Origin of the sequence: Sedimentibacter saalensis (assembly GCF_007830175.1) — a bacterium.
In the GTDB taxonomy this organism is placed as follows: domain Bacteria; phylum Bacillota; class Clostridia; order Tissierellales; family Sedimentibacteraceae; genus Sedimentibacter; species Sedimentibacter saalensis.
The window spans coordinates 96,293-122,329 of sequence record NZ_VLKH01000002.1 but is presented as its reverse complement, the minus strand read 5'-3'; the positions used below and the strand labels follow the sequence as shown (position 1 = coordinate 122,329).

At 35.7% G+C, this 26,037-nt stretch carries 25 protein-coding genes; 22 read left to right on the top strand and 3 right to left on the bottom strand.

Features of this window, described 5'->3' with window-relative positions; all coding sequences use genetic code 11:
* Nucleotides 1-59 precede the first annotated feature (59 nt).
* From cmk to LY60_RS03390, 10 genes are all read left to right on the top strand, one after another.
* Nucleotides 60-761, top strand: coding sequence for a (d)CMP kinase (gene cmk / locus LY60_RS03435; RefSeq protein WP_312831559.1), 702 nt, complete (start codon nucleotides 60-62; stop codon nucleotides 759-761).
* Nucleotides 751-1,356, top strand: a complete 606-nt coding sequence (locus tag LY60_RS03430; protein WP_145080041.1) for a lysophospholipid acyltransferase family protein — start codon at nucleotides 751-753, stop codon at nucleotides 1,354-1,356. The genes cmk and LY60_RS03430 overlap by 11 nt, the downstream gene beginning before the upstream one ends.
* On the top strand, nucleotides 1,334-3,640 hold the full coding sequence (gene ispH, locus LY60_RS03425) for a 4-hydroxy-3-methylbut-2-enyl diphosphate reductase (protein ID WP_145080038.1): 2,307 nt from the start codon (nucleotides 1,334-1,336) through the stop codon (nucleotides 3,638-3,640). The genes LY60_RS03430 and ispH overlap by 23 nt, the downstream gene beginning before the upstream one ends.
* A gap of 80 nt (nucleotides 3,641-3,720) precedes the next feature.
* Entirely contained in the window at nucleotides 3,721-4,761 is a 1,041-nt protein-coding gene (locus tag LY60_RS03420) for a M42 family metallopeptidase (protein WP_145080035.1), read from the top strand.
* Nucleotides 4,752-5,765, top strand: coding sequence for a M42 family metallopeptidase (locus LY60_RS03415; protein ID WP_145080032.1), 1,014 nt, complete (start codon nucleotides 4,752-4,754; stop codon nucleotides 5,763-5,765). Before LY60_RS03420 ends, LY60_RS03415 begins: the two co-directional genes overlap by 10 nt.
* Nucleotide 5,766: 1 nt before the next feature.
* Entirely contained in the window at nucleotides 5,767-6,756 is a 990-nt protein-coding gene (locus tag LY60_RS03410) for a M42 family metallopeptidase (protein ID WP_145080029.1), read from the top strand.
* 120 nt (nucleotides 6,757-6,876) lie between these two features.
* Complete coding sequence (locus LY60_RS03405; protein WP_145080026.1) at nucleotides 6,877-7,356, top strand: hypothetical protein; 480 nt, start codon at nucleotides 6,877-6,879, stop codon at nucleotides 7,354-7,356.
* Nucleotides 7,357-7,502: 146 nt separating this feature from the next.
* Nucleotides 7,503-7,703, top strand: coding sequence for a hypothetical protein (locus LY60_RS03400; protein ID WP_145080023.1), 201 nt, complete (start codon nucleotides 7,503-7,505; stop codon nucleotides 7,701-7,703).
* On the top strand, nucleotides 7,704-8,615 hold the full coding sequence (locus LY60_RS03395) for a DUF4346 domain-containing protein (RefSeq protein WP_342783525.1): 912 nt from the start codon (nucleotides 7,704-7,706) through the stop codon (nucleotides 8,613-8,615).
* A 168-nt stretch (nucleotides 8,616-8,783) separates the two neighbouring features.
* Nucleotides 8,784-10,181 (top strand): MEDS domain-containing protein, encoded by a 1,398-nt coding sequence (locus tag LY60_RS03390; protein WP_246145357.1) that lies wholly within the window; start codon nucleotides 8,784-8,786, stop codon nucleotides 10,179-10,181.
* A 135-nt stretch (nucleotides 10,182-10,316) separates the two neighbouring features.
* Here the strand turns inward: LY60_RS03390 and LY60_RS17950 are convergent, their stop codons facing one another.
* On the bottom strand, nucleotides 10,317-10,481 hold the full coding sequence (locus tag LY60_RS17950) for a hypothetical protein (protein WP_019227037.1): 165 nt from the start codon (nucleotides 10,479-10,481) through the stop codon (nucleotides 10,317-10,319).
* 195 nt (nucleotides 10,482-10,676) lie between these two features.
* Between LY60_RS17950 and LY60_RS03385 the strand changes: the two genes are divergently transcribed.
* The 11 genes from LY60_RS03385 to LY60_RS03335 all read left to right on the top strand — a co-directional run bounded on the left by LY60_RS03385 (nucleotide 10,677) and on the right by LY60_RS03335 (nucleotide 22,533).
* Nucleotides 10,677-11,357, top strand: coding sequence for a CPBP family intramembrane glutamic endopeptidase (locus tag LY60_RS03385; protein ID WP_145080017.1), 681 nt, complete (start codon nucleotides 10,677-10,679; stop codon nucleotides 11,355-11,357).
* 85 nt (nucleotides 11,358-11,442) lie between these two features.
* Complete coding sequence (locus LY60_RS03380; protein ID WP_145080013.1) at nucleotides 11,443-12,153, top strand: DUF5131 family protein; 711 nt, start codon at nucleotides 11,443-11,445, stop codon at nucleotides 12,151-12,153.
* A gap of 19 nt (nucleotides 12,154-12,172) precedes the next feature.
* Complete coding sequence (locus LY60_RS03375) at nucleotides 12,173-14,161, top strand: ATP-binding protein (RefSeq protein WP_145080010.1); 1,989 nt, start codon at nucleotides 12,173-12,175, stop codon at nucleotides 14,159-14,161.
* Nucleotides 14,162-15,514, top strand: a complete 1,353-nt coding sequence (locus LY60_RS03370) for a sigma-54-dependent transcriptional regulator (protein WP_145080007.1) — start codon at nucleotides 14,162-14,164, stop codon at nucleotides 15,512-15,514. It abuts the gene before it with no gap.
* Between the two features lie 199 nt (nucleotides 15,515-15,713).
* Entirely contained in the window at nucleotides 15,714-17,141 is a 1,428-nt protein-coding gene (gene nhaC / locus LY60_RS03365; RefSeq protein ID WP_145080004.1) for a Na+/H+ antiporter NhaC, read from the top strand.
* Nucleotides 17,142-17,231: 90 nt separating this feature from the next.
* On the top strand, nucleotides 17,232-17,864 hold the full coding sequence (locus LY60_RS03360) for a carbonic anhydrase (RefSeq protein ID WP_212633445.1): 633 nt from the start codon (nucleotides 17,232-17,234) through the stop codon (nucleotides 17,862-17,864).
* Between the two features lie 12 nt (nucleotides 17,865-17,876).
* The gene (locus LY60_RS03355) at nucleotides 17,877-18,575 is read left to right on the top strand and encodes a HesA/MoeB/ThiF family protein (RefSeq protein WP_145079999.1); all 699 of its coding nucleotides are present in this window, start codon (nucleotides 17,877-17,879) and stop codon (nucleotides 18,573-18,575) included.
* Nucleotides 18,576-18,706: 131 nt separating this feature from the next.
* Nucleotides 18,707-19,627 carry an acyl-CoA dehydratase activase-related protein gene (locus tag LY60_RS03350; RefSeq protein ID WP_145079996.1) on the top strand — a complete coding sequence of 307 codons (921 nt, stop codon included), beginning with the start codon at nucleotides 18,707-18,709 and terminating at the stop codon, nucleotides 19,625-19,627.
* Entirely contained in the window at nucleotides 19,599-20,696 is a 1,098-nt protein-coding gene (locus LY60_RS03345) for an acyl-CoA dehydratase activase-related protein (RefSeq protein ID WP_145079993.1), read from the top strand. The genes LY60_RS03350 and LY60_RS03345 overlap by 29 nt, the downstream gene beginning before the upstream one ends.
* On the top strand, nucleotides 20,677-21,654 hold the full coding sequence (locus LY60_RS03340; protein WP_145079991.1) for an acyl-CoA dehydratase activase: 978 nt from the start codon (nucleotides 20,677-20,679) through the stop codon (nucleotides 21,652-21,654). Before LY60_RS03345 ends, LY60_RS03340 begins: the two co-directional genes overlap by 20 nt.
* A gap of 9 nt (nucleotides 21,655-21,663) precedes the next feature.
* Complete coding sequence (locus LY60_RS03335) at nucleotides 21,664-22,533, top strand: SDR family oxidoreductase (protein WP_145079988.1); 870 nt, start codon at nucleotides 21,664-21,666, stop codon at nucleotides 22,531-22,533.
* An 88-nt stretch (nucleotides 22,534-22,621) separates the two neighbouring features.
* Here the strand turns inward: LY60_RS03335 and LY60_RS03330 are convergent, their stop codons facing one another.
* Nucleotides 22,622-23,110 carry a C-GCAxxG-C-C family protein gene (locus tag LY60_RS03330; protein ID WP_145079986.1) on the bottom strand — a complete coding sequence of 163 codons (489 nt, stop codon included), beginning with the start codon at nucleotides 23,108-23,110 and terminating at the stop codon, nucleotides 22,622-22,624.
* Nucleotides 23,111-23,274: 164 nt separating this feature from the next.
* Here LY60_RS03330 and LY60_RS03325 point away from each other — a divergent pair, with 164 nt between their 5' ends.
* The gene (locus LY60_RS03325) at nucleotides 23,275-24,204 is read left to right on the top strand and encodes a TDT family transporter (RefSeq protein WP_145079984.1); all 930 of its coding nucleotides are present in this window, start codon (nucleotides 23,275-23,277) and stop codon (nucleotides 24,202-24,204) included.
* A gap of 173 nt (nucleotides 24,205-24,377) precedes the next feature.
* Here LY60_RS03325 and LY60_RS03320 read toward each other — a convergent pair whose 3' ends face one another.
* Complete coding sequence (locus tag LY60_RS03320) at nucleotides 24,378-25,961, bottom strand: peptide chain release factor 3 (RefSeq protein WP_145079981.1); 1,584 nt, start codon at nucleotides 25,959-25,961, stop codon at nucleotides 24,378-24,380.
* Between the last annotated feature and the right edge of the window lie 76 nt (nucleotides 25,962-26,037).

Below are 26,037 nucleotides of genomic sequence, written 5' to 3'. Positions count from 1 at the left end.
TTTTTATTGTATTGAATTTCCAAATTTCACTTTAAAAAATTTTGTTGTTATATTTCTAAATTTGTAATATAATAGTAAAGTGTTTAAATATACTTGAAAGGAAAAAAATAATGATAATTGCAATAGACGGACCATCAGGAGCTGGCAAAAGCACTGTTGCAAGACTATTAAGCAGGGAACTTGGTTTTGAATATATTGATACGGGGGCAATGTACCGCGCCCTTGCATATAAGGCATATATCAACAACATAGAAGTTAAAGAAGATACAATAGATGAAATGCTTGAAACAACTGAAGTTGATTATTCTGACAACAAAATATTCCTTGACAAAATGAATGTGGAAAGTTTAATAAGAAGCGAAGAAATATCCAAATATGCTTCTAAAATTTCTGCATTTAAAAATGTGAGAACTAAAATGGTTGAACTGCAAAGAAATATTGCTAAAAACAAAAATGTGATATTAGACGGCAGAGATATTGGTACTAAAGTTTTTCCTGATGCGGACTTCAAATTCTTTATAACAGCATCTGTTGAAACAAGAGCAGAAAGAAGATATGAACAGCTTCTTGCCGGTGGAACAGCAGCAGACAGGGACAATGTTCTTGAGGATATAAAGAAAAGAGACATCAATGATTCCACAAGAGAATTTTCACCTCTGAAAAAAGCTGATGATGCAATATTGATTGACACAACTCATATGGAAATTAATGAAGTTGTCAGGAAAATTAAAGACTTTGTCGGAGGGCAAAATGTTCTATAGAATTGTTGTAAAAATTTTAAAGTTTTTAGTTTTCATTTTTTTTGACCTAAAAGTTCACAACTCAGAAAACATTGACAACACTGAAGGTGGCCTCATTGTTTGCGGAAATCACATATCAATGATTGATCCGGTTATACTGGCTGTTTCTACTAAGCGCCAGATTCACTACATGGGCAAGAAAGAACTTTTTGACCATAAAATTCTTGGTTTTCTGTTCAGAAAGCTGGGAGCATTTCCCGTAGACAGACAGGGTATTTCATTGTCAGCAATTAAAAGCTCCATAGCCGTGCTTAATGAAGGCGGAGTATTAGGCATATATCCTGAAGGAACAAGAATTCAGACCGGATATGATGAAAGCAATGCAAAGCCTGGAATTGCCATGATTGCCAACAAAGCAAAGGCAAAAATACTCCCGGTATACATCGAGGGGCCATACAAGTTCAGAGGGAAACTAGAGCTGTATGTGGGGGAAGAAAAAGATTATTTTGAAAATTACACCGAGAAAATCAAGACAGAAGAATATACACAAATCGGCAAAGAAATTTTAAAAGATATCTATAATTTGAAGTCAGATGGTAAGAATAATGAGAATTGAAGTGTCAAAGTACAATGGATTTTGCGCAGGAGTAAAAGTTGCAGTCAATAAAGCATTTAATGCACTGGAAGAAGAAAAAAAGCTTTACAGTTACGGAGAAATAATACATAATAAGGATGTTATAGACAAACTTAAGGAAATGGGCCTGACTGTGGTTGATGAAGTTCCTGAAAAATCTGACGCCAAGCTTTTAATAAGAGCTCACGGCGTTGGAAAATATGTTTATGATAAAATAAATGAAAATAATGTTGAAGTAATTGACGCAACTTGCGTAAAAGTAAAAAAAATACACAAAATAGTTGAAGAATTTAAAAATAATGATTACAATATAATCATTGCAGGGGACAAAAATCACCCTGAAGTGCTTGGTATAATTGGCTGGTGCATTGACGCAGAAGTTATAGACAGTGTTGATGCATTTAAAAGCTTGGACATTGATGCTTCTAAAAAATATCTGCTGGTGTCCCAGACAACATTTAATTCAAAGACATTTGATGAAATAACTGATTATATTGAAAAAAAACACTTAACTAATGTTGTGGCAGAGAATACAATTTGCGATGCCACGAGAAAAAGACAGGATTCATGCCTTGAGCTTGCTTCCAGGTGTGACGTGATGCTCATAGTAGGAAGCAAAACAAGTTCAAACACAAAAAAACTCTATGAGCTGAGCAAAAAAGTTTGTGAGAACACATTCTTAATTGAAAATTATAAGGAAATCCCTTATAAATATATTGATAAAAAAACTATTGTGGGAGTGTCCGCAGGTGCTTCGGCCCCTGACTGGATCATTGAGGAGGTTATTAAAATGTTGGAAAACCTAAATAACGACATGAATGAAAAGAACGAACAAGCAGAACAAGCCGGTACTATGCATGAATTGCTTGAAAATTATGGCGGAGTATCATATATCAGAACAGGCGAAAGAATCAAGGGTACTGTTATTTACGTAACTCCAGAGGCTGTTTCTGTGAACATCAATTATAAATCAGATGGAATTATCACAAGAGATGAATTTTCAATGGGAGAAGTTCAAGACTTAACAAAGCTGGTGAAAGAAGGAGATGAAATTGAAGCTCAGGTAGTTAAAATTTCAGATCAGGACGGCAACGTTGTATTGACAAGAAAGCCATTGGAAGAGCACAAAGTTTGGGAAGAGCTTGAGGCTATGAAAAACGACGGAACAGTTGTTGAAACCATAATAGTTGAAGCATCTCAATTCGGAATTTACGGAAAAGTAAAAGGCATTAAAGGATTCATTCCAAGAAACCAAATATCAATCAACAGAAATGCTGATCCTTCAGAATATGTTGGCAAGAATCTGAAAGTACAGGTTCTTGAAACAAAGAACAACAAAGGAAGAAGACAGCTGGTTCTTACATCAAGAGCCATTGAAAAGCAGGAAAAAGAAGCTAAAGACAACGAAGTATGGGAAACAATCAAAGAAGGCGAAATTTACGAAGGAACAGTTAAGAATATTCAGGATTACGGCGCTTTCGTAGAAATCAACGGAATTGACGGACTTCTTCATATTAATGAAATTGCCTGGACAAGAATAAAACATCCTTCAGAAGTTTTGAAAACAGGCGATAAAATAAGCGTAAAAGTAAAAAGCATAGATAAAGAAAACAAGAAATTATCATTGAGCTACAAAGCAACAATCAAGAGCCCATGGGCATTGTTCCTTGACAAACATCAAAAAGGTGATGTTGTTACAGGTGTTGTAACAAGAATTGTTGACTTCGGCGCATTTGTAATGGTTGATGACATTGAATGTCTGCTTCACATCAAAGATCTTGATTGGGCAAGAACTGAAAAAGTTACTGACATCCTCCATGAAGGACAGGAAGTTACTGCGAAAATACTGAACATTACAAGAAAAGACAGAAAAGTAAGCCTTGGCATGAAACAGCTTGTTGAACATCCATTTGACAAATACGCAAAAGATCTTAAGAAAGACGACATAATTCAAGTTGAAGTTACTCGTATACTTTTAGACGGAGTACATGTAAGCGTAAATGGAAACATTGACTGCTTCATTCCAATAGCTAAAGTATCAACTGAAAAATTAAGAACTCCTGCTCAGGTTGTTAAAGTTGGAGAAATGAAAGATGCTAAAGTTCTTGGAATTGATTTAAAAGGAAAGAATCTTAACTTGTCATTTATACTTGAAGACAAGGGAGACGAATTTGAAAATACTGAAGCTGCATCATATCAGCCAGAAGAAGCAAACTTTACTATTGGCGAATCCATAGGAAATGCTCTTGGAGATTTGTTGAAGTAAATTTTAGAAATGTTAGGTCATATGATCTAACATTTTTTTTACTCTTTTAGCGATAAATAATATAATTTAGGAGGGGTAACTTGATAAAGGAATTTTTGTTTGATGTGTGTTCAAATCAAATTGTTTCAGGCTTTGAACATTCAAACGGCAGCATACTTAAAAAATATTTTGAATCTTACACGGATTCATTGGAAAGGGACAAACTTGGAAGCTACATATTCAAGTCGGAAGGAACAAACGGCAAAAAAATAATGCTTGCAGCCCACATTGATGAAATAGGTCTCATGGTTACAAAGATTCTGGACGGAGGATTTTTAAGCTTTACATCCGTTGGAGGAATAAATCCTGCTTCACTTGTGGCACAGGAAGTAATAGTCTACGGCAAGGAAAATGTATTTGGAGTAATAGGAATAAAACCTCCTCATGTAACAACTGAGGATGAAAGAAACAAGCCATTAAAGTTAAAAGACTTATACATAGACACAGGATATACAAAAGAAAAGCTTGAAAAAATGGTTAGAGTAGGAGACGTTGCAACAATAAAGAGAAAACCTCTTCAGCTTCAGGGAACTGTTGTTTCGGCAAAGGCATTTGATGACAGGGCATGCGTTGCAGTAATGCTTGAAACTGCAAAGGAGCTTAAAAAACTTTCACACAAAAGTTCAATTTATTATGCAGCAACAGCCCAGGAAGAAACAGGCTACAGAGGTTCAACAACTGCAAGCTACAAGGTAAATCCTGACATAGGAATTATTCTTGATGTGGGATTTGGAATGGCTCCTGATATGCCTTCAGAAACAGCTCACCTGGGCAAGGGACCTGTTGTTGCATATGGAGGAAGACTTAACCATAAGCTTACAAAAAAATTCGTGGAAGTGTGCAAATTATACAACTTTCCAATGCAGTATGAAGCAATTCCATCCAGGACAGGAACAGACACAGAAGCCCTTCAGGTTAACAGGGAAGGAATACCTTGCATTTTGCTTTCAATTCCTCTAAGATACATGCACACTTCTGTTGAAACAATCGACATTGCTGATGTTGAAAACGCAGGCAGAGCAATTGCCCGTTTCATCAACGAGCTTGATAATTCTGATTTGGAGGAAATATTATGTTTTTAAAAGAATTGACTGAACTTTCTGGCGTATCAGGCTGCGAGTATGAAGTAAGAAATTACATAAAGAAAAAACTTGAAGAAATGGGCTGCAGCTACTGCGTTGATAAGCTTGGAAACGTCATTGCCCACAACAAGGGAAAGAAAAGCAAGACAATAATGGTTGCTGCACACATGGATGAAGTAGGATTAATAGTAACACACATTGACGGTGACGGATTCATTCGCTTTCAGGCCGTGGGAGGAATTGACCCAAGAGTTTTAAATTCAAAACAAGTGCTTGTAGGAGACAAAAAAATTCCGGGAGTAATAGGCTCCAAGGCAGTTCATCTCATGAGCGATGATGAGAGAGGAAAAACAATACCTGTTGAAAAACTTTATATTGACATTGGCTCAGGTTCAAAAACAGAAACCGAAAAACTTGTAAGCATTGGAGATTATGTTGTATTTGTAAGCGATTATGTTGAGTTCGGAGATTCTCTCATAAAAGCCAAAGCTCTTGACGACCGTGCAGGCTGCAGCGCCATACTTGAACTTTTAAGCATGAAGCTTGATGCTGATTTTTATGGAGTATTTACAGTAATGGAAGAAGTGGGATGCAGGGGAGCAGTTACAGCAGCTTATGCATTGGAACCTGATCTTGGAATTGTTATTGAAGGAACAGTGTGTGCAGATATGCCCGGCATTGACGAACACTCAAAATCTACAATAATAGGTGCCGGTGCAGCCCTATCCATTATGGACAATTCAACCATATATGATATTGATATTGTAAGAGCTGCTGCTAAAATTGCAGAAGAAAACAACATTTCATATCAGTACAGAAAATCATCTGCAGGAGGAAACGATGCAGGAGCAATCCACAAAACAAAGGACGGCTCCAAGGTAATGGCAATATCAGTTCCTTGCAGATACATTCATTCAGCAGTGAATGTAGCCAGTAAAAATGATTACAACAGCGTTGTAAATCTTACAAAAGCAGTTATAATTGCAAATCAGAAAGGGGAATAAAATGAATTTTAACAGCGAATTAATGAAAAAATTATCAGATTGTTTTTCTCCCTCAGGAAGAGAAAAAAACATCCGTGATATAATAACAGAAGAAATAAAAGATTATGTTGACGAAATAAAAGTTGACCCTCTTGGAAATCTTATTGCAAGAAAAAAAGGAAACGGCAAAAAAATATTGTTTTCAGCACACATGGATCAAATAGGACTTATAATCACTCATGTTGATGAAAAAGGATTCTTGAGATTTTCAAATGTTGGAGGAATACACGCAAAAGAAATAATAGGATTGACCATGGTGTTTGACAACGGACTTCAGGGAGTTGTGTGCTGCGAAGAATTAAAAGACAACGAAAAGCTTACAATGAGCAAACTTTATATTGACGTTGCATCAACTGATCCTGAATTTGTAAAGAAAAACTTCCACATAGGAGACATGTGCGTATTCAAATCTGAATATTACGAAACACCGGACTGCACAATATGCAGAGCTGCTGATGACAGAATAGGCTGTTACATTCAGATAGAGGCCATTAAAGACCATCCTGTCACTGAAAATGATGTTTATTATGTATTTTCCGTTCAGGAGGAGGTCGGCACAAGAGGAGCCAAGACTGCGGGCTACAGCGTAAATCCTGACCTTGCGGTGGCTCTTGATGTTACAGCAACAGGAGATTCTCTTGACGGAATAAAAATGGATGTGAAACTTGGAGGCGGAGCAGCAATCAAGCTCATGGACAAATCTATGATCACACATCCTGATGTAAAGAACCTTCTCACAAATCTGGCAGAAGAAAACAACATCAAGTATCAGTATGAGGTTCTGGAGTTTGGCGGAACAGATGCCGGACCAATTCATATGACAAGAGAAGGAATTCCAAGCGGAGTAATTTCCATACCCACAAGAAACCTTCATTCAGCTGCAGAAATAATAAATAAAAAAGATGTGCTTGAATGTATTAAACTTCTCAAAGCAACTGCAGTATCAAAATAAACAAACTACTTTTATAAGCCGTTTAATGAACGGCTTTTTATTTTACGAACTTTTGTTGTTACAAGTTAAATTATATACGCATATTATATATATAGATATATCCAGAAAGGATGCTGAAAAATGAAATATTTAGGAAGTAAATACATGGATTATGATTGTATTTATTTAAATAATAATGAATATGGCTTTCTGCAGCTTAGCGTATTTCACAATGTAGTAGATACACCTATAGAGGGTGCTGAAGTAACAATTTATAAAATTACCTATTCAGGTTTATATAATGAAAAGGCTGAAGGAAGGAGGGTTGGACAGTATAAGACTGATGTCAGCGGTAACACCCCTAAAATTGAACTTCCTATATTAAATGAATTATTGCCGGGTGAACATTATTATTATGTTACCATAAGAGCTGACGGATTCAACAATGCCTTCATTATGAATGTGCAGGTATATTCGAATATACTTACTTCATATAAGGTTAACTTAATCCACTATGGTTATAGTGACGTTGAATTCAATTTTATGATTCAGCCCACAAGGACTGAAATGCACAATCCATTTCATCTCCATCAGCACAATCATGATTCAAGGAGGCCATAAGGTCTCTTTGTTTTACTTGACAATATTTTGACATTTGTGTAGTATTAAATCAAACATCACATAATCTGAACTTATTACTATCTTAAATAAAATATTATTTTTCAGAAAGTAAATCTACAGCAACAATTAAAAATTCGGAGCAAAATATGATTAAAGACAATACAGCAGAAATAATAGATGTAATGCAAAAATCCATGGAACTTATGAAATGCAGGAAATGCGGATGCATGAAAAAGTCTCTTGAAAGTATGAAGTGTGCTTTAGATGCCAGTAATAATGATTATGCAGCACTTATAGATGAAATTCAAAATGCACTTGATCTTACTGAACCATCTGAATACACATGAATTGGATGTAATCCATGCTGGTCAGCAGTTGTTTCAAATACTTTTGACAAAGTATTTTCTGATTTAAAAAACATTCATTCCATTGAAGACAATATTATAAGTACTGATATACTTCCTGCAGCAGGTGAGTATCATGTGCTGAACTTAGATGAATTAAGTCCTGTTGCTATATCTACATTGAGCAATTCTAAACTTGCCGATGAGTTAGCCGGTTTAAAGCCAAAGGGATTAAGCATTGTGGGCAAGACTGAAACAGAGAATATAGGTGTCGAAAAAATCATTAAGAATGTTTTAGCTGTTCCTTCAATAAAGTATCTTATTCTTTGCGGAAAAGATTCTGAAGGTCATTACAGCGGCAATACCTTGATGAAAATCTTTGAAAACGGAGTTGATAACAATAACAAGGTCATTGATTCAAAAGGAAGGAAACCTGTTTTAATTAACACTCTTAAAGAGGAAATTGAATCATTCAGAAAAAATGTAATAGTAATAAATATGATCGGATGCGAAAACACAAATAACATTCTTGATAAAATTGAGGAATTAAGAAAAAAAGGCTTTCAAATCCATGATAATATCAATATTAAATCTGCTGAGAATAAAGCACATAATACTAACACCAAAACAGTTACAGCATTGGAAAAAAATCCTGACAATGTAAAGTTGGACAAAGAGGGATATTTTGTAATAATGCCTGAATATAAAAGAAAAACAATTATTGTGGAGCATTACAGCAACAACAATGAACTGCTTCACATCATACAAGGTGAAAATGCAAGAAACATATATTGGACAATAATAGAACATAATTGGATTTCTGAACTAAGCCATGCGGCTTATCTTGGAAAAGAACTCACATTGGCAGAATTGTCTATCATATCAGGGAACAAGTATGTGCAGGATAAGGCATAAGGGTACCATGGCTGGCAATGCAGTGTTACATACTTTCTCGTAATTATTTTTTAGAATCATTGAATAAAATGCAAATTTAGTGTATAATGATTTAAACCATCTATATATGTGCGATTATACTCGGACATATACAGGTGGTTTAAATTTGCTTTACGAGAAAGGTAAAATATGGATGATAGTTTAAGAACTTCCGGCATTGAAAATATCGGAAAAATTTATTGGGGGACTCACATAGCCCAGCTATATGATTCTGTCGAAGATTTTTTTAATATTTCAGTGCCGTATATTATGTCCGGTTTAAAAAGCAATGAATTGTGTTTGTGGATTTACTCCCAAAATACAAGTTTCGATGAAATAATTAAATTTCTTGAAGTTCATATGGTTGATGTTGATTCCTATGTTAAAAGCGGACAGCTTATATTAATACCATATACGGAAATTTATATTGAAGATGACTCATTTAATGAAGTGCGTGCTAACAGACAGTGGAAACACTATGTTGAAAGAGCTCTGAAAGAAGGATACGACGGTCTTCGAGCAGTTGCAGACACATACTGGCTTGAAAAAAGCTATTACAGAACTTTTGAGCGTTATGAAAATAACATTCAAAAAATAATACCTGAAATGAACTTCATTGTGCTTTGTCTTTACGATGCAAGCAAATCTGATACGTTGCAGATAGCAGAAATCATTAAAAATCACAGCTATGTCATTATAAAAAGCGATGACAAATATGAAATAGTAAAAAATGTTGAACTTCTGATCAAGGACCGGCAGTTATTGCAAGCTCATGAATATGACAGACTTAAAAATGAATTTATGGCGAATGTTTCTCATGAGCTAAGGACACCTTTAAACGTTATTTTGGGAACTGTACAACTGCTTGAACTTAAAAAAACAGATGTTGATATAAAGGAACACAAGTACATAAAAATATTGAAACAAAATTGCTACAGACTTGTAAGGCTCATCAATAACGTCATAGATATAACTAAAATCGACGCTGATTTTTACAAAATAAAAAAGCAGAATTGCGATATTGTAAACTTTGTTGAAGAAATAACCGTTTCAGTTGCGGAATACGCATTGAGCAAGGAAATTACTGTTGTTTTTGATGCTGACACCAAACAAAAAGTTATAAATTGTGATCCTGATCAAATTGAAAGAATTGTATTGAACCTCTTGTCCAATGCAATAAAGTTTACGCCTGCCGGCGGCAAAATTTCAGTCCTGGTGCATGACAAGGGAGAAAAAATAGAACTGATTGTAAAAGATAATGGAATCGGCATTCCTAAAGACAAACAAAAAAGCATATTCAAAAGGTTTGAGCAAGTGGACAAATCCTTATCAAGGCATGAAGGAAGCGGAATTGGGTTATCTCTTGTAAAGGCACTGGTTGAAAAGCATGACGGAAATATTGCTGTCAACAGTGAAGAAAACAAGGGGAGCGAATTTATAATTGGACTTCCATGCAATATACAAAACAGTGAATCAGAAGAATCCTGGATTGTTCAATCCTTATTGAAAAGACCGGAAAAAATTAAAATTGAGTTTTCTGACATATAATCTTAATAAATAAAGCCCTGATAAACAGGCATACTATGACTTAAGAACATTCCGGCTATATGGTTACAATGAATGAGTTAACGGAGTCAGTTATAGCTGCCTCGAATATGAGGGCTTTAATTTGTTTATTTTATTCTAACGCATTGATAACTTGTCATAAGCAGAATTTGCACCGCTTGACATATCTTTTTTATTCATTTTATTAACTGCAAAGTTTTTTATTGCTGGAACAGCATAAACAGCAGCAGCAGTCAATCCTGCGCCAAGCAGCATGCTTCCTGCAGATTTGTTCATTTTCATAATATCACCTCTCTATAAGAATGTAATATATCTTCTGCATTTAATTTTTTAATATTCTGAGGTTAATTTTTAAAAACAGCATTATTGACTTGAGTTCATTGGTATGATTTAATAATACTGGTGCAAACATTAACAAATTAAATTTTTTTAATAATGGATTGCATTCTTTTAAATAGACAACTTTTCGGAGAATATATGAACGAAGAATTTTTAAAAGCTAAAAACAAAATATCTGTAATTGAAGCAACCGTTGTTGCTTTCATTGCATTTGTAATTGTGTATTACGCACCGTTTTTAATGGGTTTTATCAGAAATTTTTATGTGAGACTGGTTGTCAGACCTTTATTTTATGTACTTCTTACCATAATTCCGTTTATTGCAGGAAAAATTACAGATAATCGTTTAGGGCCGTTGATTTTTAAAAAAGAAGATATTTTAAAACAGCTTGTTGCAGGTTTGTATGTGTTTTCAATAAGCGCTATGATTCTTACGGCAGTATCACTCATGGTTGGAGATTACAAATATTATTTGATTGGTCCAAAGCAAACTGACATAATCCTTATTATATATAACATATTTTTTTATATCTTGTTTGTAGGAATGGGCGAGGAAATTTTGTTCAGAGGATATTTCATGCAGCGAATTGAAGCTGTAAGCGGTTCTAAAAAAATATCTGTTGTGGTATCAGCCTTAATTTTTGGTTTATGGCATTTTCCGGGAGGCAATAATTTCATTCAGGTATTCATAACTGCAGGGCTTGGAGCTTTTTACGGAATAAGCCTTTACAAGGTCAAAAACTGCTCTGTGCTGTCCTTAATAATTGCCCATGGTCTTTACAACATCTACATAATATTTCTTGCGCTGATGTTTCTTTAATTTATCTGTTAAATCCATACTGTCCAAACAATTGTTTTGCCGGTGTGATTATGGTATAATGTATAATAAATTTTAAGGAGTATATATGGCCATCTGGAATCCGTGGCATGGATGCCATAAATTAAGTGCGGGCTGCCAAAACTGTTATGTGTATCGAACAGATGCAAAATATGACAGGGACAGTTCGGTGGTTTCAAAAACAGTAAATTTCAATCTTCCGGTTAAAAAAACAAGAAATGGACAATACAAACTTCAAACGGATGAAATTGTTTACACATGCTTCACATCAGATTTTTTTCTTGAAGATGCTGACAACTTCAGAATTGAAGCATGGAACATGATATCTGCAAGAAGAGATTTGCATTTTTTGATTGTCACCAAAAGAATACACCGTTTCAATATAAATCTTCCATGGGACTGGGGAGATGGGTATGACAATGTTACAATTTGCTGCACATGCGAAAATCAGAACATGGCAGACTTCAGACTCCCAATATTCAAAAGCCTTCCCATCAAGCACAAGCATATAATCTGTGAGCCATTACTTGAAAAAATAGATATGTCCAATTACCTTGATTCCTCCATAGAAGGAGTCACCGTGGGAGGTGAATCCGGAAATGAAGCAAGAATTTGCAGATACGACTGGATTCTTGACATTCGCAAGCAGTGTATGGAAAAAAATGTTCATTTTCATTTTAAACAGACAGGTGCAAAATTTGTAAAGGATGGCCGTTTGTACAATATAAAGAGAAAACTTCAGCATTCACAAGCTGCAAAAGCAAATATAGATCTTTAACAAAGGAAGAAATCAATTGATGTTTGACAAGAAAATTATAAAGGTAATGCTGTTGCTGGTGGCATGCGCATTTTTATTCCTTGCAGATCAGTTTACAAGCAATACATATGATTTAACCCTTTTTGAATATTTTAAGTATTCTTCTGACATTACGGAGCAGGAAAGAGAGTATTTACAAAAAAAGAAAGTTATTTATCACGCTTCTGACAAAAACGCTCCTCCTTTTACTTTTAAGGATGAAAAAAATGGTCAGTACAAAGGGCTGGTAATCGACTATCTGTCTGCATTGTCCATAGAGCTTGAAGTTGAAATGGAATTTGTTCCCAAGGTATGGGAAGAGGCTCTTTCAAGCGTTATCTCCGGCGAAACAGATATGACAGAACTTATACCAAGCCAGGAAAGGTCTCAGTACTTTGCTTTTTCCGAAAGTATTTACACCTTCAGATCAATAATAATGACTAAAAATGAAAATTTTCATATAATTACCAGCAAGGATCTTTCAGGTAAAAGAGTTGCAATACAATCAGGTGATTATGCAGCGGAATATATAGAAAAAAACATACCCGGTGTTGAAATTGTAAGCACCTTAGATGTGTTAGAATCCATAAAGCTACTAATTAACGGTGAAGTTGACGCTGTGGTTGGAGATGAGCCTGTTGTTGTTTATTTCACGGGACAGCTTGGAATAGAAGATGACGTTGAAATACTACATCCTCCATTGTATGAAAGAGACATATGTTTTGGAGTAAATAAATCAGATGCACAGCTTTTAACCATATTAAACAAGGGGATACTAAACCTTAAGCAAAAAGATTTTGTTCAAAAAATTCAACAAAAGTGGCTGGGACTTTCAGAACCTATATTAAATGACAGAATGTCTGCTAATGTAATGCTTTTTTTCATGACCATAATAGTTATTTTTGTTATTTTCTTTGTTGTGGTAATATTATGGAGCTATACGCTAAAATCTGAGGTTAAGAAGCGTACTCTTGAACTTTTAAGGAGTCGCAATGACTTGCAGATGACTTTTGATGCAATGTCTGATTTCATAGCAGTGGTGTCAGAAGAAGGAACAATAGAAAATGTAAACAATTCATTTTGCCAATGGCTCAAAAAAGGCAGAGATGAAGTAATAGGAAACAATTTAAAAATGTTTCCTGTTTTAGACAAAGCGTCACTAAATGTAAAGGAAAATTTAATCATTGAAACCAGTTACATCGGTCGTCACTATGTGCTGTACATTACACCCCTTAAATATGATGACAATCGTGACCTCATAGTAATCGAAGACGATACGGATAAAATCATAACACAACAGCAAATGCTGCAGCAGAATAAAATGATAGCAGTTGGACAGCTTGCTGCAGGTGTTGCTCATGAAATAAGAAATCCTCTGGGGCTTATAAGAAATTACAGCTATGTTCTAAAAGGGAAGCTTCCTGTAAAAGATAAAGATCCTCTAATTGACAAATCAATAAACATTATTGAATCATCTGTTTTAAGAGCCGGAAAAATGGTAGATAATCTGCTTAATTTTTCAAGAATCAATGATCATGAATTAAAAGACATCAACCTTTTTGAATCATTAAATGAAATAATTGCTTTTGAATGCAAGAGAATATCTGAAAAAAATATTGATGTAAAAATAAACTGTGATGAAAATCTGATGTTCCTTTCAAATTTGGAAACACTTACTCATATTGTTCTTAATTTGCTTTCAAATGCTATTGATGCTGTATCTTCTGGAGGAAGTATAAAAATAGACTGCTGGACTGATACTAAATATTTGTATATTAACGTAAGAGATACAGGTGAAGGAATTTCAAAGACTGACATTGAGCATATTTTCAACCCGTTTTTCACCACAAAGACAGCAGGCAAGGGAACGGGCTTAGGATTATACATTGTTTACAATGAAATACAAAAAATAAACGGAGATATATCTGTTGAAAGCCAGGAAGGAATAGGCACAACATTTAAATTGAAGTTTTTATTAAAGGAGGATTAAGTGATTGACTTTAAAATATTAGTAGTTGATGATGAAACAGAATTCACGGACGTTTATAAAATTATTTTTGCAGATAAGGGTTTTGATACTTATAGTGTATCTTCAGGAGAAGAGTGTCTTGAACTATTGAAAGACCAAAGTTTTGACCTTGTCATAACTGATTTGAAAATGGGTGGCATGAACGGAATGGAACTTTTAAAAGCAATTCATGAGCACAAATACAACTGCGAAGTAATGCTTGTAACAGGCTATGGAACCATAGAAAGTGCAGTAAATGCCATGAAGCTTGGAGCATTTGGATATTTTATCAAAGGAAACGACCCTGAGGTATTATTGAAAGAAATCGATAAGCTGGTAAAAATAAAGACTCTTGAACAAGATAACATGAAAATAAGAAGCAGGCTCAATGATTTCAATTACCTGCTTGATAGCAACAGCACAAAGTTTAAAAATATTCTTAAGGTTTCTGAAAAAGCAGCTCTTAGCAATTCCAATATTTTAATTCTCGGAGAATCCGGCACAGGCAAGGAAGTTATAGCAAAATACATTCATCATGTAAGCCAAAGAAAAGATGAGAATTTTGTTGCTGTAAACTGTCAGATATTTTCAGATGGTGTTTTGGAATCAGAGCTTTTCGGCCATGAAAAAGGAGCATTTACAGGTGCTATTGAAAGGCGTATAGGCAGATTTGAAGAAGCAAACAACGGAACTTTATTTTTAGATGAAATTGGAGAACTTTCCCTTAACACGCAGGTGAAACTTCTAAGAGCCATAGAAAACAAGTCTTTTGAAAGAATAGGAAGCAACAAGAACATTTCCACCAACATAAGACTTATTAGCGCCACAAACAGAAAATTGTCAGAGGAAGTTAAAATCGGCAGATTCAGAGAAGATTTGTTTTACAGAATAAACACCATAACTATTGAAGTTCCTTCTCTCAGAGAAAGAAAGGAAGATATTCCTATTTTATTGAATTTCTTTTTAAACCAGTTGCAGCAGGAAATGAAGAAAAAAATTACAAAAGTGGAAGATGGTCTTTTAGATTTGCTGACTGTCTATGATTATCCCGGGAACATACGAGAGCTTAAAAATATAATTGAAAGGCTTGTGGTACTTGCTGACGACGGAACAATCAGAAAAAGGGACTTGCCGGATTTGAAAATGTACGATGACTCTTTACAGTCACCGGAAGAAATCAAATCACTGAAGGACATAAGACAAAATGCAGAAGAAAAATACATCAGAAATATTCTTGCTATGTGCAGCGGAAACGTCAGTGAAGCAGCAAGGCTCATGGACATAAGCAGAAGGCAGCTCTTCAACAAGCTTGTGGAATACGATATTAAACACTGATGTGGAAATAAATTGCACACGCTGGGAAATTAATTGCTCAACTTAAAAAGACTGATAAATGACACATTTTTATCAGTCTTTTTTTATTAAAAATAATTATTGAAATTTAAAAGTAAAATATGTTTGTCAGGAAAATATTTTCATATTGGTACGATTATTGCTTTATATAAAGCAAACATAAATCAACGGAGGTTTAATAATGAAAGACACAACAGTAAGAAAACCCTATTTATGGGAAGCAATGCTATCTTTTGGATTTCTTATATTAGTAATGGCAATTGGTATTGCCAAATATGAAGCTAATCCACACATACCGATGCTTATCGGAACATTATTTGCAGTACTAATAGCTATGAAAATAGGGTATAAGTGGAATGACATCGAAAAATCCATGTTTGATGGAATTTATCAGGCCCTTCAGGCTGTAATCATACTTGCCATCATTGGTGTTCTCATTGGTGTTTGGCTGGTATCAGGAGTTGTACCAAGCATGATTTACTATGGCTTGGCTATATTAAAGCCAAGTATATTTCTCGCTGCAACATTGATTATTTGCTCAATTACATCATTGGCAACAGGAACAAGCTGGGGAACTGCAGGTACAATCGGTATAGCTCTCATGGGTATCTCAAAGGGTCTGGGAATTCCTGCTCCTGTGGCAGCCGGCGCAATAATTTCCGGAGCATACTTCGGTGATAAGATGTCACCTTTGTCTGATACAACAAACCTTGCTCCTGCAGTTTCAGGTACTGATGTATTTACTCACGTAAAGGCCATGCTGCCTACAACATTGGTTGCATATTTAATAGCTTTTGTTTCTTTCCTTGTTATGGGATTTCAATATGCCAACACAGGCTCAGATGTAAGCGCAATATTATCAATAAGAGAAGGTCTGGCAGCAAACTTCAATATTTCTCCGTTGCTACTTTTACCTCCTTTAGCCGTAATACTTGCCATGGCATTTAAAATGCCGGCAATACCTGGTATTACCATTGGTATATTAATAGGTGCAATAGAAGGTTTTATATTCCAGGGAGCTGATTTAGGAGCTTTGTTGTCTGCAGCATATGACGGCTTCACATCAGAAACAGGAATAGCTGTAATAGATGAACTTCTTTCTGCAGGCGGACTGAGCAACATGATGTATTCTATTTCTCTTACAATCATTGCCATGATGTTTGGCGGAGTAATGGAAAAAACAAAACAGCTTGAAGTAATAGTAAACACTATTTTAAAGGGAATAAAATCAACAGGCGGCCTTATAGCTACCACTGTACTTACTTGTATCGCATGCAATGCTACAATGCCTGAACAATATATTTCAGTTGTTCTTCCGGGAAGAATGTATCACAGCGCGTACAAGGAAAGAGGACTTCATCCAAAACAGCTTTCAAGCACTTTGGAAGGTGCAGGTACTGTTACATCATCTCTTATTCCATGGAACACTTGCGGAGCATTTCTGTATGGAGTATTAGGTGTAACTGCATGGGAATACGGTAAATATGCCATATTCAATTACATGATGCCACTTATAGTTGTTTTGTTCGGTTTCCTGAAATTGTTCATCTACAAAATAGAAGATGATCCAACTACAATAATCGGCTCTGTAAACCAAGAACAAGAATAAAATCAAATAAGTTTACAATAATAAATGTAAATGATATAATTTTATTAACAGGATACCAAGGTATCCTGTTTTGTTTATATGGAGGACTCGATGAAAAAACTTTTAGAAGGTATTGTAAAGTTCAGACAGGGAGATTTTGAAAATCACAAGGAGCTGTTTATGGGGCTTAAAGAAGGTCAAAATCCGCATACACTGTTCATATCATGTTCTGATTCCCGAATTGATCCAAACATGATAACAAAGACATTGCCTGGAGAATTATTCATAATAAGAAACATAGCTAACATTGTTCCTCCATATAGGAAGACTGCAGAATATGTTGCCACAACCTCGGCCATTGAATATGCTGTTCTTCATCTTGGAGTTGAAAACATAATTGTTTGCGGACATTCAAACTGCGGAGGCTGTGCAGCTTGTCTTAAGCCCATAGACTCTCTGGATAATCTTCCCCACACTAAAAAGTGGCTTGAATTAAGTTATTCAATCAGGGATAAAGTCATGAATGAAGTTGGAGAAGAATATCCTGAAATAAGAGAATGGATGATGGAACAGGGAAATGTGGTGGAACAGCTGAAACATCTTTTAACCTATCCTTATATTAAGGAAAAAGTATGTGCCGGCTCGTTGAAACTAAGCGGATGGCATTACATAATAGAAACAGGAGAAATATTCATATACAACAAAGAAAGCCAGGAATTTTTGCTGGCTAATGGCAGAAACTAACAGGAGGATGAAATGGGAGAAGCAAGATATTCAAGAAACAAGGAACTCATAAGCGAAGATGAACAAAGAAAACTTGCCGATTACACTGTTGCAGTTATAGGTCTGGGAGGTTTGGGAGGTCACATATCTGAGCAGCTTGCTCGTTTGGGAATAGGAACTTTAGTCTTGATTGATGCCGATAAAGTTGATGAAAGCAACTTAAACAGGCAGCTTTTTGCAACAGAAGTTAGCATAGGACAGCTAAAAGCTGAAGCAGCAAAGGAAAGGCTTGCCAAGGTTAACTCAAATGTAAATTTAAAATGTTATTCAGCTTATTTTGATGAATCCTCTGCATCTCAATTGCTTTTCGGCGTTGATATTGTTGTAGATGCTGTTGACAATATAACAACACGTTTTGTTCTGCAAAAAATATGTAAAGATTTAAATCTTCCCTTGGTTCACGGCTCCATAGGAGGATGGTACGGCCAGGTTTGCTTCATAGCTCCCGGAGATGATACTCTTGATTTAATTTATACAGATAAGCAGGGGACCGGAGTAGAAAAAAAATTAGGCAACCCATCATTTACACCGGCAATGATTGCTTCTGCAGAAGTTGCAGAAACAATTAAATTTCTTCTTGGGAAGGGTGAACTTTTAAGAAAAAAGATGCTTTTTATAGATCTTTTGATGCAGGATTATATGATAATTACGCTTAATAAAGATAACCAGTAGACATAATTATTGATATGTATACCAAATATTCTTAATATATGGTATAAACAAATTAAATTACACAACAGGAATAATATCACAGATTATAGGAAATACTGTAATTTGTGATATTATTTTATTGTGGAGGTATTATGAAGGTTGGAATTCCAAAGGGATTGTTGTACTGTAAGTACAATGATTTCTTAACTGTGTTCTTCAGTGAACTGGGTGCTGAAGTTGTTACATCAGAAGAAACAAACAAAGAAATTTTGGATGAAGGTGTAAAATACTGCGTTGATGAGGCGTGTCTACCTGTGAAGATATTTCACGGCCATGTATCAAAACTAAAAGAAAAATGTGATATTATTGTGCTCCCAAGAATTATGCAGCTATACAAAAATGAATATATTTGTCCAAAGTTTTGCGGACTTCCTGAAATGGTCCTAAACAGCATTGACAACATGCCGCCGTCCATTACAGATCCTATTTATGCTTTTTCAAAAAAAAGTCTTTACAATTGGGCCAAGGCAGCAGGAAAAAAAATTACACCCAACTCTTTTATTGTTAAAAATGCGTTTATAAAAGCATATGATAAGCATTTACAAAGTACAAGCGGTATAAAGGATGAAGGTTATGATATAAATGTGGCACTTATAGGCCACCCTTACAACATCTATGACAGCTATGTTAACATGAATCTTGTAAATAAACTAAACAATTTAGGAATAGGTGTTGAAACAATGGAGTTTACTCAGTCATTATCAATCGACCTGGAAATAGAGCAATTATTCAAGAAGCCTTTCTGGACATATTTAAAAGAAAATTACGGCTTTGCTGCAAACGTGCTTAAGGAGAAAAATGTTGAAGGGATCATTTATGTTTCGTCATTCAACTGCGGGACCGATTCAGTTATAATCGAACTAATAAAAAACATCTCAGGGAGCTTTCCATTTTTGACCCTGAAGATTGATGAGCATACAGGAGAGGCAGGACTAAACACAAGAATTGAAGCATTTGCCGACATGCTTGAAAGGAGGGTCCACAATGAAAGCAACATTCCCACACATGGGTAATGTGTACATAGGTGTAAAAACTCTTTTTGACGGTCTTGGCATTGATTATGCTGTTCCTCCAAGCAGCAACAAGACTGCTCTTGATATAGGGTCACTTTATTCTCCCGAAGAAATATGCCTTCCATTCAAAATAATGATTGGAAACTACATACAGGCCATTGAAAATGGAGCTGACACAGTGATACTTCCTGGGAGCTGCGGACCTTGCAGATTTGGAGAATACTGCGAACTGCAGATGAATTTATTGAAAAGTCTAGGACACAATCTGGACTTTGTTGTTCTTGATTTTCCAAGAGACATTGGCTTAAAGGAACTTTACAGAAGAATAAGGATGATTTCATCAAACAGCAGTAAAAAAACTTATCAAAAGATAATTGCACTTTCTGATGCTTTAAAAGCAACAAGATTAATTGATGAAATTGAAGGACTTGCTCATATGTATGCTGGCTATGAAAGAAACAAGGGTGAATGTAAGCAATTGCTGAAAATCTGCAAAGATGAAGCAATGAAATGTACTAATCCTTCTGAAATGCTTAAGCTATTAAAAGACTACAAGGAAAAAATCCATCACCTATCTGTTGACATAAACAAAAATCCCTTAAAAATTGCAATAATCGGAGAAATTTACACTGTAATCGAACCATATTCAAACTTTTTCATAGAAGATAAACTCATGGATTACGGAGTTTCCTCAAAAAGAGGGCTGACACCAAGCTGGTGGGTTAAAAACATGGCATTGAGCCCATTTAAGCTTAATTCATTGACCATTAAAAAAAATGCAAAAAAGTACCTGTCTCTTTGTATAGGAGGCCATGCTGTTGAATGTGTAGGTGAAGCAGTTGCCTCATCCTTAGAAGGTTTTGACGGTGCTATTCAGATTTTCCCCATGGGCTGCATGCCTGAAATTGTTTCTAAATCCATACTTCCCACAATTTCTAATGACATGAATTTTCCGATTATGTCTTTGGTTGTTGATGACATGACGGGGGAAGCAGGATACATAACCAGAATAGAGGCTTTTATTGATTTGCTTGAAAGGAGGAGAAGCAATGTATTATCTGGGTGTTGATGTAGGGTCAGTTAGCACTGACATTGTGCTGCTTGATGAAAATTCGCAAGTTTTAGAAAAAATATACCTGAGGACAAAGGGAAATCCCATAAATGCCATACAGGAAGGATTCAGAATATTGAATGGCAAATATGAAAAGCATGAAATAACAGGTGCAGGTACAACAGGAAGCGGAAGGATGATTGCCTCTGCCATAATCGGAGCTGATGCAGCTAAAAATGAAATAACTGCTCATGCTACTGCTGCCCTTGAAATAGACCAAGATGTGAGAACAATTATTGAAATTGGAGGACAGGATTCCAAAATAATTCTTCTTAATGACGGAATTGTTTCAGATTTTGCCATGAATACAGTTTGTGCCGCAGGAACCGGATCATTTCTTGACAGACAGGCTGAAAGGCTTGACATTCCCATTGAGGAATTTGGAAATTACGCACTTAAGGCAACATCTTCCGTCAGAATTGCAGGCAGATGTGCCGTATTTGCAGAATCGGACATGATTCACAAGCAGCAGCTTGGATACAATCAGGCTGAAATAATACGCGGCCTTTGTGATGCTTTGGTAAGAAATTATCTTAACAACATTGCAAAAGGAAAACAAATCAAAGCAAAAATTTTATTTCAAGGTGGCGTAGCAGCAAACATCGGAATGAAAAAAGCTTTTGAAAACGCCCTTGGAACAGAAGTGATTGTTCCTGAACATTTCAACATGATGGGAGCCATAGGTGCTGCAATAATTGCCAAATCTGCTGTTAGAAAAAATGGATTCACAAATTTCAGGGGGTTTGATATTGCTCATAGAGACATTTTTTCAAGAAGCTTTGATTGCGAAGGTTGTTCAAATAAATGTGAGGTTGTAAAAATCTGTGAAGAAAATAAAGTCATAGGATATTTCGGAGACCGCTGCGGCAAGTGGGGAAGCAAATTAGCTGAAGCTAAAATTGATTTGCTGGCATAAGGAGGAAACATGAAAGACAATGAAATGTATACACCAGATGACATAAAGGGACAGACTCAGACTCAGCCCGGCAGGGAAAGCCTTATGGACCCGGAGCCTATCTATGACGACACTAATATTAAAGGCTTTGAAAGGTTAAAAGGTAAGACAGCCATAATTACAGGCGGTGACAGCGGAATCGGAAGAGCAGTTGCCGTAGCATTTGCCAAGGAAGGCTGCAATGTGTCCATAGTCTACAATATTGCAGATAATGATGCAAATATTACAAAGGCATCAGCTGAAGAATATGGTGGCAATGTGCTCCTTATAAAAGGTAATATAAAAGACTCTTCATTTTGCAATGATGTTGTTGAAAGAACAATTAATCACTTCGGAGGACTTGATATATTAATAAACAACGCAGCAGAGCAGCATCCTCAGGAAAATATTGAAGACATAACAGATGAGCAGCTTGATGATACATTTAGAACAAACATCTTTTCCATGTTTTATATGACTAGATCTGCCCTCAAATACCTTAAAGAAGGATGTACCATAATAAACACAAGCTCTGTAACAGCATACAAGGGAAATGCAAGTCTAATTGATTATTCATCTACAAAGGGTGCAGTGACATCTTTTACAAGAAGCCTATCCGCAAACCTTGCAGGAAGAAAAATCAGGGTAAATCAGGTGGCTCCGGGACCAATCTGGACACCACTTATTGTATCTACATTTGATAAAGCAAAAGTGGATTCCTTTGGAGCAGACACTCCTCTAAAAAGACCGGGGCAGCCTGTGGAACTTGGAGAAGCATATGTGTTTCTTGCTTCTGACAGCGCATCATACATTACCGGTCAGACAATACACATAAACGGCGGCCACATAGTTAATGGATAGTATAAATTTACAACAAAAAACCGGATTCATATCCGGTTTTTTGTTGTAAATTTTTAATTAACATTTATAAAAAGCGGCATAGCCGCTATTATTTAACTTGTATTTTTCCGTCTTCAATAAGTTCGTTGGCAACCCATCTTGCAACCTTGCCTGTTATTGTAAAACAATGCTGTTTTCTTTCAGGGCTTTTGAAATTGTCTCCCTGCCATTGTTTTGTAATAACTCTGCAGCAAGTTGAATTGTATTCATCTTTTATGTAATCATGAAGATTCTTGGATATGTCAAACATTTTATCCTGCATTGGATCGCCTTCAACTCTTCCATAAACAATGCCAAGAGCCATTTGTCCGCCTGATACAGCTCCACAAAGACATCCTGATTTTCCCATTCCTATTGGAAATCCGCTGGCAAGCTTAACAACATCAGCACCGTAAGGCATGCCTAAAAGTTCGTTAATAGTTTGAAGCACAGCTTCACTGCAAAAATATGTTCCGCTTTTAAACAAATTTTCAGCATCAGTCTGAACTTTGTCAAGAACTTCTTCTTTTGTAAAATCCATTGTATTAATTAAAGTCATGTCACCCTCCGATTTAGTAATCTATATAATTATAATTTGTACTCAGTAAAATTACCAATAAATAAAATTCATGATATTAATACTCACTATAATTTTAATTGATGATAACTTTTTCAGTCTGTATGCTATAATTAGTTACTTTGAAATTTTACTTGGAGGTAACAATGAACGCAATATTAAAAAATTATCCTGTTCCGGCAGCAGGACTTATTCTGGGCCTGGCTGCAGCAGGCAACCTGTTTCAATCATATGGAGAAATTTACAGAACTACGTTTGGAATTATTTCTGCAGCATTGTTTATTTTAATGATTGTAAAAATAATCAAATTTCCAAAAGGAGTGAAGGAAAGCCTTGACAATCCTGTAGTAGCCAGTGTTTTTCCGACATTTTCAATGGCAGCAATGCTTTTGTCCACTTACATAAAGCCCCTTGTTCCTTCTTTTGCTTTTGCTATGTGGATTGCAGCAGTCATTTTACACACAGCATTGATTGTGATGTTTACTAAAAAATATGTTTTGAACTTTAAAATCAAGACAGTATTTCCGTCCTGGTTCATAGTGTATGTTGGGATTGTTGTTTCAAGTGTTACAGCTCCTGCATACAAAATGATGGCTGTTGGTCAGGCAGCGTTTTGGTTTGGATTTGTTACATATCTTGTACTCCTTCCCATAGTATTGTACAGAGTTTTTAAAATTAAGGAAATTGCAGAACCTGCAAAACCAACCCTTGTAATATTTGCAGCTCCGGCGAGCCTTCTTTTAGCAGGATATATGAATTCCTTTGAAACAAAGAACATGGCAATGGTAGTATTTCTGGCCTTTTTGTCAATGATAATGTACATAGGAGCATTAACTGCACTTTTTAATCTTCTGAAGCTGAAATTTTACCCAAGTTACTCAGCATTTACATTTCCTCTTGTTATAAGCGGAATATCCATGAAACTTACAAACGGATTTTTAATGAAGACAAACCAAACTGTTGAAGTGCTCAAATATATTGTGAAATTCCAGGAAGCAGCAGCTGTTTTAATCGTGCTTTACGTGTTGTACAGATATATGAAATTTTTATTTGAAGCTGAACAGCAAAAAGCTTAATCAATTAATAATTAAGAGTTAAGAATTAAGAATAAAACAAAAACCAGATTGTTCCGTTTAGAATTTTGGTAAAGTACAATTTTGCATACGTAGGGGCAGGTCTTGTGCCTGCCCGTAATTGCATAATTTCTTTGCCTTCTATCTGAAAACAATCTGGTTTTTAATTTATTTTTTTAAGCATCAATTTCGTCTATTACATCCAGTGCATCAACTAATTCAACGTCTTCGTTTCTTTCCTGGAAGCTTTTCAGAGCATATGTGTTTGTGAACAATAAAACCGGCCTGTCATAATGATCATATACAAGCATGCATCTTGAGTTTTGATATTTTTTGAGTTCTTCCGGATTATCAGTCTTGACCCAGCGGGCAACAGTGAAATCAATATTTTCCATGCGTATGTCTGTATTGTATTCATTTACAAGTCTGTATTCGAAAACCTCAAACTGAAGTATACCAACAGCTCCCAGAATAACCTCATTGTATTCATTTTTGTAAACCTGTATTGCACCTTCCTGTGCCAGCTGTTCAACACCCTTTTGAAAGTTCTTGCCCTTAAGGGAATTCTTAGCACTTACACGGCAAAATAATTCCGGAGGGAATGTCGGAAGAGGTTCGAAAAATATTTTATCCTTTCCATTTGTGAGAGTGTCACCAATCTGGAAGTTGCCAGAATCATAAATTCCTATTACATCTCCTGCATATGCTGTGTCAACAGTTTCACGTTCATTAGCCATGAGGTGGGTGGATTGGCTGAGTTTAAGCTGCTTTCCTGTCCTTGACAATGTAACGTTCATTCCTCTTACAAATGTTCCTGAGCAAATTCTTAAAAATGCCAGACGGTCTCTGTGATTAGGATCCATGTTTGCCTGAATCTTAAATATAAATCCGGTAAATTCCTCATCTGTTGGATTAACAACACCCTTTGTTGTTTTTCTTGCAGAAGGGGGAGGGGATATCTGAAGAAAATGTTCCAGAAATTCCGTAACACCAAAATCTGCCAGAGCAGAACCAAAAAATACAGGGGACAACTTTCCATTTTTAACTGCTTCAAGATCAAATTCATTTCCTGCGCCGTCCAAAAGGTCCATTGCATTTCTTAAATTCTTCAAATTTATAGGACTTAAAATTCCATCAAGCTTACTTGAATTTACACGGTTCTCATCAAGATGAATTTGTTCGTTTTTTCTGAACAAATAAACTGTGTTTCTCAGACGATCGTATACTCCTTCAAATTCCTTGCCGCAGCCTATAGGCCATGTAACTGCCACTGACGGAAGACCCAATACATCTTCAAGCTCCTGCATTGATTCTAAGGGATCCATTGATTCACGGTCTAATTTGTTTATGAATGTAAAAATTGGAATTCCTCGCATGCTGCATACCTGAAACAGCTTTTTTGTCTGTGCTTCTATACCTTTTGCGGCATCTATAACCATTACTGCGCTGTCAACAGAAGTCAAAATACGGTATGTATCTTCACCAAAGTCATTGTGACCGGGAGTGTCCATGATTGAAATAACCTTGTCGTTATATTCAAACTGCATTACAGAAGATGTAACCGAAATACCACGCTGCTTTTCAATTTCCATCCAGTCTGATTTGGCATATTTTGAATTTTTTCTTGCTCTTACAGTACCAGCTTCTCTTATGGCACCTCCGTGAAGCAGAAGTTTTTCTGTCAAAGTTGTTTTTCCTGCATCAGGGTGAGAAATTATGCCGAAAATTCGTCTTTTGTTAATAATATCTATATTATTCATTTAAAATCCTTTCTAAAATATTACTAATTCTATCCATGGTATTTTACATCATATTTGATAAAATTAAAATGATTAT